This window comes from Mesorhizobium sp. M7A.F.Ca.US.002.01.1.1 (assembly GCF_004022955.1).
Taxonomy (GTDB): Bacteria; Pseudomonadota; Alphaproteobacteria; order Rhizobiales; family Rhizobiaceae; genus Mesorhizobium; species Mesorhizobium ciceri.
Genome location: NZ_RZQE01000027.1, coordinates 15291 through 28105 on the forward strand (window position 1 = coordinate 15291; position 12815 = coordinate 28105).

General features: G+C 63.2%; 13 protein-coding genes and 1 pseudogene. 10 read left to right on the plus strand and 4 right to left on the minus strand.

Annotated elements, in window-relative coordinates; all coding sequences use genetic code 11:
* The first annotated feature begins 10 nt into the window (after positions 1-10).
* Together EN932_RS05505 and EN932_RS05510 are read left to right on the plus strand one after the other, a co-directional pair.
* A complete protein-coding gene (locus tag EN932_RS05505; protein WP_013529287.1) occupies positions 11-337 on the plus strand; it encodes a DUF883 family protein in 327 nt (108 codons plus the stop codon).
* Positions 338-348: 11 nt separating this feature from the next.
* Positions 349-807, plus strand: coding sequence for a hypothetical protein (locus tag EN932_RS05510; protein WP_013529288.1), 459 nt, complete (start codon positions 349-351; stop codon positions 805-807).
* A 13-nt stretch (positions 808-820) separates the two neighbouring features.
* Here the strand turns inward: EN932_RS05510 and EN932_RS05515 are convergent, their stop codons facing one another.
* Positions 821-2296: an HWE histidine kinase domain-containing protein gene (locus EN932_RS05515; RefSeq protein WP_164753653.1), complete on the minus strand. Its 1476-nt coding sequence runs from the start codon at positions 2294-2296 to the stop codon at positions 821-823.
* Positions 2297-2502: 206 nt separating this feature from the next.
* Here EN932_RS05515 and EN932_RS05520 point away from each other — a divergent pair, with 206 nt between their 5' ends.
* Positions 2503-2706, plus strand: coding sequence for a hypothetical protein (locus tag EN932_RS05520; RefSeq protein ID WP_013529290.1), 204 nt, complete (start codon positions 2503-2505; stop codon positions 2704-2706).
* Positions 2707-2735: 29 nt separating this feature from the next.
* Here EN932_RS05520 and EN932_RS05525 read toward each other — a convergent pair whose 3' ends face one another.
* Positions 2736-3656 carry a diacylglycerol kinase family protein gene (locus EN932_RS05525; RefSeq protein WP_127368354.1) on the minus strand — a complete coding sequence of 307 codons (921 nt, stop codon included), beginning with the start codon at positions 3654-3656 and terminating at the stop codon, positions 2736-2738.
* Positions 3657-3907: 251 nt separating this feature from the next.
* On the opposite strand from EN932_RS05525, the gene EN932_RS05530 reads away from it, so the two are divergent.
* Complete coding sequence (locus EN932_RS05530; RefSeq protein WP_127368353.1) at positions 3908-5227, plus strand: PRC-barrel domain-containing protein; 1320 nt, start codon at positions 3908-3910, stop codon at positions 5225-5227.
* Positions 5228-5278: 51 nt separating this feature from the next.
* Here EN932_RS05530 and EN932_RS05535 read toward each other — a convergent pair whose 3' ends face one another.
* A complete protein-coding gene (locus EN932_RS05535; protein ID WP_128368758.1) occupies positions 5279-6850 on the minus strand; it encodes an alkaline phosphatase family protein in 1572 nt (523 codons plus the stop codon).
* Positions 6851-7109: 259 nt separating this feature from the next.
* On the opposite strand from EN932_RS05535, the pseudogene EN932_RS05540 reads away from it, so the two are divergent.
* The 6 genes and pseudogenes from EN932_RS05540 to EN932_RS05565 all read left to right on the plus strand — a co-directional run bounded on the left by EN932_RS05540 (position 7110) and on the right by EN932_RS05565 (position 12136).
* A pseudogene (locus EN932_RS05540) lies at positions 7110-8002 on the plus strand (VOC family protein).
* Positions 8003-8006: 4 nt separating this feature from the next.
* A complete protein-coding gene (locus tag EN932_RS05545; protein ID WP_027163149.1) occupies positions 8007-8627 on the plus strand; it encodes an alpha/beta hydrolase in 621 nt (206 codons plus the stop codon).
* Between the two features lie 2 nt (positions 8628-8629).
* Complete coding sequence (locus EN932_RS05550; protein WP_013529296.1) at positions 8630-8929, plus strand: GNAT family N-acetyltransferase; 300 nt, start codon at positions 8630-8632, stop codon at positions 8927-8929.
* A gap of 140 nt (positions 8930-9069) precedes the next feature.
* The gene (locus tag EN932_RS05555) at positions 9070-10128 is read left to right on the plus strand and encodes a dipeptidase (RefSeq protein ID WP_064993243.1); all 1059 of its coding nucleotides are present in this window, start codon (positions 9070-9072) and stop codon (positions 10126-10128) included.
* A 76-nt stretch (positions 10129-10204) separates the two neighbouring features.
* Complete coding sequence (locus EN932_RS05560) at positions 10205-11515, plus strand: flavin monoamine oxidase family protein (protein WP_127370321.1); 1311 nt, start codon at positions 10205-10207, stop codon at positions 11513-11515.
* 210 nt (positions 11516-11725) lie between these two features.
* Complete coding sequence (locus EN932_RS05565; protein ID WP_013529299.1) at positions 11726-12136, plus strand: hypothetical protein; 411 nt, start codon at positions 11726-11728, stop codon at positions 12134-12136.
* 114 nt (positions 12137-12250) lie between these two features.
* Here the strand turns inward: EN932_RS05565 and EN932_RS05570 are convergent.
* Positions 12251-12815 (minus strand): response regulator (locus EN932_RS05570; RefSeq protein WP_164890432.1); only part of this gene is annotated, 565 nt, incomplete at its 5' end.

The window sequence follows — 12815 nt, forward strand, 5'->3', positions numbered from 1 at the left end:
GAGTTAAGCCATGGCCACTGCCGCAGGAAAGACCGCAACCGACGCCCGTGCAAATGCGGACCTGGAAGCCGACATCAGGCAGTTGAAGGCCGACATCGACAAGCTCACCAAACAACTGGCCAAGACCGGCGAGCATGGCTATGGCACCGCGCGCCGTGCAGCGACAGAAGGGGTCGAGCAGTTGCGCGCGCAGGGCGAAGCAGCCTTTGACAGCTTGCGCAGCAATGCCAAGGACATCGAAGCGCAGATGATGGCAAGCGTGCGTGAAAAGCCGGTGACGTCACTGGCAATCGCCGCTGGCGTCGGCTTCCTTTTCGCGCTCATCGCGCGTCGCTAGTCGCGCTACAGATGGGAATGTTGGCAACCCTGATCTCGGGCCTCGCCTCGGGGGAAACCGTGGCGGCCGTTCATCGGGCGCGCACGGCGGCAATCGTCTATGTGATCGCCATGGCCGCTGCGCTTTGCGGTCTCGGCTTTCTGGTCGGGGCCGCCTATATCTGGACGGCGATGCGCTACGGCTCGCTTGCCGCCGCGCTCGGGTTTGGCGCCGGTTTCCTGGTGCTCGCCGGACTTATCCTGCTGATCTACCGGATATCCGCAGGTTCGCGCGCCCGGCGCCGGGCGCAGCGCCGCAATGCCGACATGAAGGCGATCGGCGTCACCGCCGCACTCGCCGTGCTGCCGAGCCTGCTCAAGGGAAAAGGCGGTCTCGGCGCCATTCTGGGGCCGGCCGTGGCGCTCGCGGCCTACGCCATCTACCGCGAGAATGTGAAATCCGACGATCCGGATGAGAGCGAGCGGACATAGAGCTGTTGGGAGATCACTTCGACAGCTCTTCCAGGGGCATCGATATTTCGGCAAACACGCCTTCCGGCCGGAATTCATGGGTCACTTCGCTGGAAATGACCTTGGCCAGGCTGCGGCGAATGAGGATAGAGCCGAAGCCTTGCCGATCCGGCGGAGCGACTTGCGGCCCGCCGCTTTCGCGCCAGGTCAGCACAAGACGCCGGGCATCCTTCCTGCCTTGCGTCCTCCAGCCGAGGTCGACCCTGCCTGACGGCACCGACAGCGAGCCATATTTCAGCGCGTTGCTGGCGAGTTCATGCAGGATCAGGCCAAGCCCGACGGCCTGGTCGGGCGACAGCAGCAGGTCGTCGCCGGAGATCGTCATGCGCGGCTGCTCGGCCGTTTCGAAAGGTCTGACCTCGATCTGGACGAGTTCACTGATGCCGATGCCACGCCACTCGCGGTCCGACAACAGATTGTGGGCGATGCCCAAGGCCTGAAGCCTGGCGCCGAAGGCCTCGAGGAACTGGCTTGGCTGGCGGGCATGGCGCACGGTCTGGGTTGCCAGCGCCTGGACGGTCGCCAGAGTGTTCTTGACGCGATGGTTGAGTTCACGCAGCAGCAGCCGTTGCCGTTCGTCGCCGAGCTTGCGCTCGGAGATGTCGTAATTGACGCCGAAGATCAATGTCGGCTTGCCGTCGCCGTCACGCTCGATGACACGGCCGCGCGTGGCGAGCCAGCGCGGCGGGTGAAAGCCCTTCACCCGGTATTCGCCGAAATAGTCGTCGCTGCCGGTCAAGGCGTCGCGAAAGCGGGTTTCGGTCTGGTAGACGTCGCGCGGATCGATGGCGGTGAGGATGTCGCGTGCGCGCAGCCGGTTGGAGCGCGGCAGGTTGAACAGCTCCGACATCAATGTGTCGCATTCGATGACATCGGTGCGGATATCCCATGCCCAGCTGGCGAGCGAGGCCGCATCGAGTGCGATGGCGCGTCGTTTTTCCTCGCGCGCAAGTGCGGCCTCGGCGATCGCGCCGCTGCGGGTTGCGTCCTTTAGGGTGAACAGGCTGGCGGCGAGGCCGGCGAGCGCCTTCAACTGGTCGAGCTCGGCTCGGGATGGAAAACCATGCGGCTCGCGGTCGAGCACGCACAGCGTGCCGATGCGGGCACCTGCCACGATCATCGGCGCGCCGGCATAGAAGCGGACATGGTGCTTTCCGGTGACCAGCGGGTTGGTCTTGAAACGGGGGTCCGCCGTTGCATCCACGACCACCATCGGCTCGTCGCCGGCGGCAATCGCATGGGCGCAGAAGGAGACGTTGGTCGCGGTTTCGGTCTCGTCCAGGCCGAAGCAGGATTTGAACCAATGCCGTTCAAGGTCGACGAGTGTGACCAGGGCCATCGGCACCTGCATCACCGCTGCGGCAAGGCTGCTGACGCGGTCGAAATCGGGGTCGGCCGCCGTATCCAGCATCTCCAATCCGTGCAGCACGGCCAGCCGGTCGACATCCATGACTGCTAGCGCAACTTCGGCCGGCAGATCGGGTGCTGTTTGCGTCTTGCCAATCACCCCAATTGCCTCGTCCCGGTCTTCGTCGCCGCATGCTTGCGCTGGTGCAAGGCCAGCACGCTTTTCCGGAACCATCCTAGCGAGGAACCGTTACCCGACCATGATTTGCCGGGCGCGCCAGTTGGTGCCGAATGAGACAGGGATCGAGCATGGCCAAGATCATTCCAGAAAACAAGGCGCGGCAGGGGCGATGGGGCTGGCATGGATTTCGGATCCTGATCGCCGCACTGCTTCTGGTGTTTGCTGCATGGGGCATTGCCGAGATCTATGGTGTGTTGATCAAGGCGCCTAACAGCGATGAACAGCATGTGCCCACACCGCCCAACACCACCGAGCAGGCTCCTGCCGGGTAAAGCCGGCCTGTCCGTTGCGTCGCACCTCATCAGGCGGCTCTCGACTGGGCCGCGCTCGCCGGAACCAATACATTCAGTGCGCCAGGCTGGATCTCGATTACCGTTTCACGGTCAAGCCTGACCAGTTCGCCGTCCATGACGGCGCGAAATTTGCGGCTGCCCGAATGGATTTTCAGCACCGTTCTGTTTGTCTGGTGGATTTCGACATGTTCGTTGTCGCGCCATTTGCCGCGCGCCATGTTGAAGAAGAACTTGACCAGTTCGGCGCGCTGCTTCGCCACCGTGACATAGACACCGAGCACGCCGCCCGCAGGATTGTCGGCATAAGGCAGATGGCCTTCGCCGAATAAGTTGTTGGTGATGCCGATGCCGGTGATGCGTGCCGCCATTTCGGCATCGCCGATGCTGAGCGTCACATTCATCGCAGGTGGATTGTTGATCGTTGCCCAAGCCGCCTTGGCCGAGGCGCGGATCTTTCCCAACCGCGAACCGAACTCCATCTTCTGGCGCAGTTGCACCATCTTCGCGTGCATGCCGATCGAGAACTGGTGCACGAAAGGTTGGCCATTGGCCGTCGCCACATCGACAGCAATGATTTCGCCGTCGGCGAAGGATTTCAGCGCCCCGTCGAGCGACTGCGGAATGCCCAACCCGCGTGCGAACAGGTTCATGGTGCCGGCTGGCAATATGGCAAGCGCCTTCTTCGTGCCCATCAGTCGGGCGGCCGCGGCGGAAATGGTCCCGTCGCCGCCAGCCGCCAGCACGATGTCGACCGAGCGACGCGAAGCGGCGTTGTCCAGCGTCTCCACCACATCCTTGCCGGCGACAATTTCGATGCTGAGCGAGTGGCCTGCCGTTTCCAACGTCTGATGCATCCTGTCGGAGAAAGCAGCGAGGTCGGTGGTGCGCAAAGTGCCGCCGTCCCGGTTCAGCACCGCTGCAAATCTCATGCCCCGCTCCACCAGGTCAGCCTAAAGGCGGCCGGGATATACCCAGCCAACGGCTGAAACGCGGCGTCGACAGAAAGGTTCCTCTTGCCACGGGGTGACTACCCCAGCGGCTCAATAATTTCCGTGGTTTCGTTCCCGGACCGCAGCGCTTTGTCGGAACAACTGACCCGGTCACGACGTTGTGAACCTGTAGATGCCGCGTTCCCCAAGGAAGACGCGGCGCATGAGATCAGGCACGAGGAGAGACTACCATGATCCGCAATCTTTTAGCCACGACGGCGCTCGCAACCTTTGTCGCGACCGGCGCCTATGCGCAGAACGCAACAAATACGGCGCCTGCCACGCCCGCCGTCCAGGAGCCCGCCGCCGCTCCTGTGCCACGCGCAGAGGGCAGCATCGTCACCAACATCATCGGTGAGTCCGTCTACAACGGCACCGGCGACGATGCCGAAAACATCGGCAAGGTCAGCGACGTCGTGTTCGACAAGGATGGGCAGGCGAAATCCGTTGTCATCGACGTCGGCGGTTTTCTGGGTGTCGGCGCCAAAAGCGTTGCTTTCGACTACGGCAAACTGCAGTGGGCCGAAAAGAATGGCGACCGCTGGTTGGTGGCCCAGACGACCAAGGACGAACTGACGGCGCAGGCAGAATTCGATAAAAAGCCTTACAGCCCGACCCCAGCACCTGCGGCATCGACCGACGCAACAGCGCCGGCAGCACCCGCGACGACGGACACAGCGCAAAAGCCTGTCGACATGAACGCCGCTTCGGCAGAACCAGTCAAGCGCGCCGACGGCAATCTCGCCACCAACATCATCGGGGAAAACGTCTACAACGGCACCGGCGATGACGCCCAGAACATCGGCGACGTCAACGACATTGTGCTGACCAAGGATGGCAAGGCGCAGTACTTGGTCATCGGCGTCGGCGGTTTCCTAGGCCTTGGCGCCAAGAACGTCACCTATGACTTCTCGAAGGCGCAGTGGGCCGAGAAGAATGGCGACCGCTGGCTGGTCGCCCAGACCACCAAGGAAGAATTGCAGGCGCAGCCGGATTTCAACCGCAAGGCCTATGACCCTGCGCCGGCAACGACGGCTTCGAATGCGCCGGCAGCAGTCGCGCCCGCCGCAGCCCCTGCCGTCGCTCCGTCCGACAAGACGGCACAGGCTCCGGCGCCCACGACCCCCGATGCCTCGGCTCCGGACCAGACAAAGACCGCAGCCATCGACAAGTCGACGCTGACCGAGATGCCGGTTGGTGAGATTCGCGCCGATGACCTCAAGGGCACGACTGTCTATGGCGCCAACGACGCCAAGGTCGGCGAGATCGGCGATGTCGTGCTTGCGCCCGACAAGAAGGCCGATGCGGTGATCGTCGATGTCGGTGGCTTCCTCGGCATTGGCGAGAAGGAAGTCGCGGTCGGCATGGATAATCTCAAATTCATGACCGACAAGGCGGGCAACAAATACCTGTACACGACCTTCACCAAGGAACAGCTCGAGGCACAAACCGCCTATGACAAGGGCAGCTATGCCGAGAAGCGCGATCAGCAGCGCATGATCGTCAGGTAGTTTCCACCCAGTCGGATACAGGCCCGCGCCGGCAACGATGCGGGCCTGTGTTCATGTGTGGCGTGGAGGCAGGCCAGCGGCATGGCCGACGAGGCCGTTCTCGGTCAATTCGGCCAGTGCCAGCGATTGGTCGAGATGTTCGGCTCGCCAGGCGAGCAGCCGTTCGGCGAATTCCAGACGCACGGCGAGATGGCTGGGGTCGGCCGCGAGATTGTCCAATTCGTCCGGGTCATTTTCCAGATCGAACAGCAGCGGCGGCAGGTTGCCGCCGAAATGCACATATTTGAAACGCTCCGTGCGGATAACGGCGAGATTGCATTGGCGTGAGGCGATGCCGAAATGGCGTTCGGCCTCGCCCGCGGCAACCGAGCGGAAATCGAACTCCCAATGCGCGGCATCGCGCCACGCCGCCGGGGCCTCTCCGCTCAGGAACGGCTTCAGCGACCTGCCGTCGAGATGCGGCGCGGGCTCTTCGCCGAGCAGGTCGAGAAACGTCGGCAAAATGTCGACCGCTTCGGTGAAGCTGTCTACCTTGCCGCCGGCCGCCTTGCCGTGGCGCGGATCGCGGATGATCAGCGGAATGTGGTAGCTGCCGTCGAAATAGCCGCCCTTGCCCAGCATGAAATGGTCGCCCATCATCTCGGCATGGTCCGAGGTCAGCACGATGATGGTGTCGTCCCACGCGCCGGCCGCCTTGACCGCTTGCCAGATGCGGCCGAGCTGGGCGTCGACCTCGGAAATCATGCCGTAATAGATCGCGCGGAGGACGCGAAAATCGTCTTCGCTCCAGTCGCGCACCTTGCCGCTGGCGTCGGGGCGAAATTTCATCTGTTTCTGCCGGCCGAGATCATAGGCTAGATAGGGATGGTTTTCCGCCTCCTCCTGCCAGCTTGCCGCGCGCCGGAAGGCCGGGCCGTCAGCCGGATCGTACATTGTGTTGTAGGGCTCCGGCACTATGAAGGGCGGGTGCGGGCTGATGAAGGAAACATGCGCGAACCACGGCGCGGCGTGCTCCTGTTCGCCAAGCCAACGCGCGAATTCGCCGGTCAGGAAGGCCGCCGGGGTTTGTTGCCCGGAGTAGACGGGCGGCGCGTTGCTGACGGTGGTCCCGACCGCGCCGTCGGCCACCGGGCGATGGATGTCGGGGGATCCGGCGCTGGCGTCGACACCTTGCAGCTCCAGCCAGGATAGCCATTGCTTCTGATGCTCGGGCAGCAACTGGCGCACCGTAAAGCCCGGCAGCACGCCTTCATAGCTTTGCAGCCGCGGATCGCCCGGCGCCAGCAGGCGCGGATCGAGCGACACATCGGTGTAGCCGAACAGCGTCGGATCATAGCCCAGGGCGCGAGCCGAAAGCGCAATGTTGCCGTGGCGAGCGTCGAGCGGCGTGCCATTGCGGCAGACGCGGTTGTTCATCTGGTAGAGGCCGGTGTAGAGGCCGGCGCGGGCGGGCGAGCAGGGCGCCGCGCCGCCATAATGCCGGTTGAACAGCACACCCTCCGCGGCCAAAGCGTCGGCATGCGGCGTCTGCACGACCGGATGACCGGCGGCGGACAGACAATCGCCGCGCCACTGGTCGCATGTGATCAGGAGAATGTTAGGCCGCCTGGCTTTTCCACTCACTCACGATACCTTTGTCCCGGGATGTCGAACGCCGTTTATGGAACCGAATTCTGGCCATGGCGCAAGTCTGACCTGCGAACCAATTGGTGAACGAACCTTGTTCCATCGTTCACTTTTATGACACAGTCCATTCTGTGTTTGCCGCCTTTGCGGAAACTGCCCTGATCCTCATATTGGCGTGGACAGCGGCGAGGGCCGCACATGTACCAAGGGAAGGAGCAAGCTCGACCAGATCAAGGGCCTGCATCACGTCACGTCGATGGCCAGGGATGCCCGCCAGAACAACGATTTCTTCACCAGGAAACTCGGTCAGCGCCGGTCAAGAAGACCGTCAATTTCGACGCGCCCGATGTTTATCACCTTTATTACGGTGACGAGGCCGGTACGCCGGGTTCGGTGATGACCTATTTCCCCTTCCCCGACATCGGCAAGGGCCGGCATGGGGTCGGGGAAGTCGGAACCACCGTCTACTCGGTGCCGGAAGGCACGCTTGGCTATTGGGAAAAACGCTTTGCCGATGAGGGCGTCACCGGCCTCTCGCGCGAAGAAACCTTCGGTGAGAAGCGCCTGGCTTTTGCCGGACCGGATGGTGACGGCTTCGCGCTGGTCGAGTGCAAGAGCGACAGCAGAGCACCCTGGGCGAAAGGCGGCGTTCCCACGGATGAGGCGATCCGAGGCTTTCATTCCGTGTCGCTCAGGCTGAAGGATGGCGGCGCCACGGAAGAGCTGCTGAAGTTCATGGGCTATGAGGAAGTCGACAAGTCCGGCAATCTCAGGCGGCTGGCGGTGAAGAACGGCAATGGCGCCGATGTCATCGACATCGAATCGCTGCCGAGCACTGCCTTCGCCGATCTCGGCGCCGGCTCCGTCCATCACGTCGCCTTCGCGGTCGAGAACCGCGCCAGGCAGCTGGAAGTACGCAAGGCGTTGATGGACACCGGCTATGGGGTGACGCCGGTGATCGACCGCGACTACTTCTGGGCGATCTATTTCCGCACACCGGGTGGCGTGCTGTTCGAAGTCGCCACCAGCGAGCCGGGTTTCGATCGCGACGAGGATACCGCTCATCTGGGCGAGGCGCTGAAGCTGCCGACGCAGCACCAGCACCTGCGGCCCTATCTCGAACAGCATCTGCAGAAGTTGGAAGGCTGAGGCCATGAGCAAGGACGCTTACATCCACAAGGTGCTGCCCGGTTCGCCGGGCGGTCCATTGCTGTTCGTCTTCCATGGCACGGGAGGCGATGAGAATCAGCTTCTGTCGCTGGGGCGCGATCTCGCGCCCCAGGCAACCATCGTCTCGCCGCGCGGTGATGTGTCGGAACAAGGTGCCGCGCGCTTCTTTCGCCGCGCCGCCGAGGGCATCTACGATATGGACGACCTGGCGCGGGCGACGACCAAGATGGCGGGCTTCGTCAAGGCCCATGTTGAAGCAGCGAAGCCATCGGCCGTGCTGGGTCTCGGCTATTCCAACGGCGCCAATGTCCTGGCCTCGGTGGTGTTCGCGGTTCCAGCGCTGTTCGACGCGTCGGTGCTGATGCATCCGCTGATCCCGTTCGAACCTGAGGTCAAGGGCAGCCTCGCCGGCCGCCATATCCTGGTGACCGCCGGCAAGCGCGATCCGATCTGTCCACCGAACCTGACCACGCGGCTCGAGGCCTATTTGCGTGCCGACGGCGCCGATGTCACAGTGGAATGGCACGATGGCGGGCACGAGGTGCGGCCAAACGAAATCGAGGCGGCACGGCGGTTCTTTGCCGATACTGCCCAAGGAGCATAGCAATGCCTGACCAACTGCCTGAGATCGAACTTGAGGATCGCGGTTCCAAGGGCCGCTATGTCCTGCGTGGACCCGATGGCGCCGAGGCCGAGATGACTTTCACCAAGATCGGTGAGCACCAGATCATCATCGACCACACCGAAGTGCCGGACGTCTTTCGCGGCCAGGGTGCCGGGCTTCGGCTCGTCACCCGCGCCGTCGAGGATGCGCGTGCGGCGGGCAAGAAGATCATCCCGCTCTGCCCGTTCGCCAACGCCCAGTTCCGCCGCCATCAGGAATGGGCCGACGTGCTGAAGCGGTAGGGATTCGTTGCTTGGAAACGGCGCGGCAAGCGGCTGCCATCCCACCGGGGCGGCTTTGGCATTTGCGCGGGTGGCGCATCCTGCCTAAGTAGATAGGATATATCTTAGCCGCGCCGACAAACGAACCGAATGATCCCCCAATGACCGAAACCGATCGCGTTCCCGTCTTCGACGGCCACAACGATACGTTGCTCAGACTCCATCAGTCGAAAGACACGGACGTCGAAAAACTGTTCATCGAGGGGAAATCGGGCGGCCATATCGACCTGCCACGCGCGAAAGCCGGCGGCTTCGCCGGGGGCATGTTCGCCATCTTTCCGCCGCCTGTCGAGAAATCCAGGCGCGGCGCCGTGCCCCTGGCGCCGGGCGCCGCAGAACCGCTGCCGCCCGAGGTTCCGCGCGATGAGGCGCTGACCTCGACCATCGCGATGGCCTCGATCCTGTTCAGGCTGGAACGGGCCGGAGCGCTCACCGTCTGCCGCAGCGCCGGCGATGTGCGCAATGCCATGGCGCAAGGGTCGATCGCCGCGGTGTTCCACATCGAAGGGGTCGAGGCGATCGATCCCGAGCTCACCATGCTCGACGTGCTGCATGAAGCCGGCCTGCGCTCGCTCGGCATCGTCTGGAGCCGTCCGAACGCCTTTGGCCACGGCGTGCCGTTCCGCTTCCCGTCTTCGCCCGACACCGGCCCTGGCCTGACCGATGCCGGCAAGGCGCTGGTCAAGGCCTGCAACCAGTTGAAGATCATGATCGACCTGTCGCATCTCAACGAGAAGGGCTTTCGCGATGTCGCCGCACTCAGCGATGCGCCGCTGGTGGCGACCCATTCCAACGTGCACGCGATCTGCGGCCATTCGCGTAACTTGACCGACTGGCAGCTCGGCGCGATCCGCGAAACCGGCGGCATGGTCGGGCTGAACTTCGCAACCGGCTTCCTGCGCGAGGACGGTCGCATGAATGCCGACACCAGCCTCGATATCATGGTGCGCCATATCGATTCGCTGCTGCAGGCGCTGGGTGAGGATGGCGTTGGTCTTGGCTCCGATTTCGACGGCGCCATGATCCCGGCCGTCATCGGCGATGTCGCCGGCCTGCCGAAGCTGATCGATGCATTGGCGGCACGCGGTTTCGGCCGCGCGCTGATCGAAAAAATCGCCTATCGCAACTGGCTCAATATGCTCGAGAAAACGATAGGTTAGAGACAGCCTGCGGCATATGTCGACAAGGACATAGTTCGTCGGTGGAAGCCGGATACGATTGGGTGGATAGCCGGCAATGCTGAAGACCTTCACGCATGAGGGCGGCGAATTCGAGCGAACCGATGTCGTCATCGTCGGTGCGGGTTTCACCGGCCTGTCGGCGGCGCTTGAGATGAAGAAGGCCGGCATCGATTTCATCCTGCTCGAAGCACGCGACCGTGTCGGCGGACGCGTCGAGTCCCGACTGAACGGACTTGGCGAACGCATCGATAGTGGCGGCCAGTTCCTGTGCGAGGACATGCCGGAATTGATGGCCATGGTCGAGGCGCGCGGCAAGACGCTGGTTGAAACCCATGTCGATGGCGACTTCATCACCCAGCCGACGATGTCCGCACAACGAGCAGAGCGGACCTATCATGCCGCGATGGCGATCCGCGAGCGCATGAACGGGATCGATCCGGACGATGCCTCGATTGCCGGACTGACCGTCGCCGACTGGCTTGCCTGCCAGCACGATTCCGCCGATGCAAGGATGGCTTTCCGTTCGATGATCGAAGGTCTCTGGTGCATGGCGCTGGACCAGATTCCTCTCTGGTATTTGATCGACAATGACCGGCGGGTCACCAACGAGGTGACGGAACTGCAATATTTCGTGCGCGAAACCATGCATTCGCTGGCCGACGATCTGGCCCGCGACCTTGGCGATCGGTTGCGGCTAAGCGAGCCGGTCACGCGCATCGAGCACAGTTCGCCAGGTGTTCTTGTCGTTTCGGCCGGGGATACCGTCGAGGCGCGCACGGTTCTGGTTGCCGTCCCGCCGGCGACGGTGACGGAGCTCGCCTTTGCCCCCGCTTTGCCGGCCGGACTGGGGCGGGCACTCGGCGCCTGGGAAAGCGGCGCGGCTATCAAGATCCTGGTGCGCTATGCCAAACCGTTTTGGCGGGCGCGGGATTTGAGCGGCATGGTGATGTGGCTCGAGCCGCCGGGGCTGTTTGCCTGCGACGCCGGCAAGGATGCGGAGCATGCGGCGCTCGTCGTGTTCGTCGGCGGCTCGCTCGCGCTGCGTTGGCGCGACCTCGGCGAGGCGGAACTGCGTGCGGAGGTGACCGGCCGGCTGGAGGCAGCCCTTGGTCCGGATGCCGGTGACGTCATCGATTTCAGTTTGCGTGACTGGACAGGAGATCGCTGGAGCGGCGGCGCGTACAGCGATCTTATTGTCGATGTTACAGCGACAGACGCCGAGCGAACGATCCTTGCCGGCGCACCGCCGGTGTATCTCGCCTCTTCAGAACTCTCGCCATCGTTTCCGGGGTATGTCGAGGGCGCCATCATTGCCGGGCGCATCGCCGCGCAAAAAATCATCGCCGAGCTTCAGGCTCCGGGCTGAGCCTGATCTTTTCGAAAAACTGTTTGGCAAGATCGGTCAAGTTGCGTCTCGAGCCCTGGCGCCGGCGAAGCCATACCCGATTTTGCCCGGCTTCGCCCGAAATGCTGTTTCGAATTCGTTACAGTGCCAATCCTTCGCCACCCCATCACCGTTACAGAGCGCGGATAAGTTCATTTCACCGCCAAAAGAAACTCAGCGAAGGGGAAGGTAATGCATGCGAAAATCCAGACGATCCGCGGCGAGAGCCGCCTTCAGGCTCCAGAGCGCAATGACCGCCGTCCGAAACTGGCGCTGCGCCAGCGGGCCAGCGACCACCCCATGGCGATGTTCATGGTGCTGGCTGCTTGCGCCTTCGTCGGCATGGCGTTCACGCCGACAATCGGGCCGGCCTTCGCTTCGTTGAATCCGCCGGCCAATCTCATCGACGGCGCGCAGACGACGACCAGGACCGCGCGTCTGCCGGTGCCGTTGACCGACTTCGCCTGCAAGGGCCAGGCCTGGGGTGCCGAGAGCATGGATTGCCTGCGCGCCATCGCCGAACAGTCCGGAACACACAAAAGCCGGGCGATCCGCATGATCGCCAATGCCGCGCCGTTGACCGGCACGCCGAATATTTTCTGATTTCCGTCGAAGCATGATCCCGAAAACCGTTCCCGTTTTGTGGACCATGCTCTGACCTCCCCGAGCGCCCTCCAGTGCGCTCCTTTTGGCTCCCGCCCCCGGGAGCCTCTTTTTTTATCCTTTCAAGGCCGCCTGTTCGGCGATGGCGGAGAGCACGCTGCGCACATCCAGCGTGCTGAACGGCTTTTCCAGAATCTGCGGTCGCTGGTGCGCCGGCAAGGCTTCGATTTCGGCTTTGGCACCGATCAGGTCTCCGGTGACCAGCACGAAACGCCGCGCCAAATCGGGCTTTTCGGCGAGCAGCTCACGATAGATCGATATGCCGCTGACGCCGGGCATGCGCAGGTCCGAAAAAACGATGTCCGGCGGCATGTGGCCGCTCAAGGTGGCGGCGCCCGATTCCCAGACGGGCACGATCCGCGACTTGATGCCCATCAGTTCGAGGATGTCCGAGAGCGAGCCGGCGACATCCGGCTCGTCGTCGATGATCAAGGCATGGCGCAGGCCGCTCGATCGCGGCTGGTTGTCGCCGGCGGTGGCGAGGCCGGCCACGATGGCCGGCAGCTGGACGACGAAACGCGCGCCTCTCGGGAGCACTTCCTCGAACCAGACATTGCCATTGTGCCGCTCGATGATCGATTTCGAGATCGACAGGCCGATGCCGGTGCCGACGCCGACC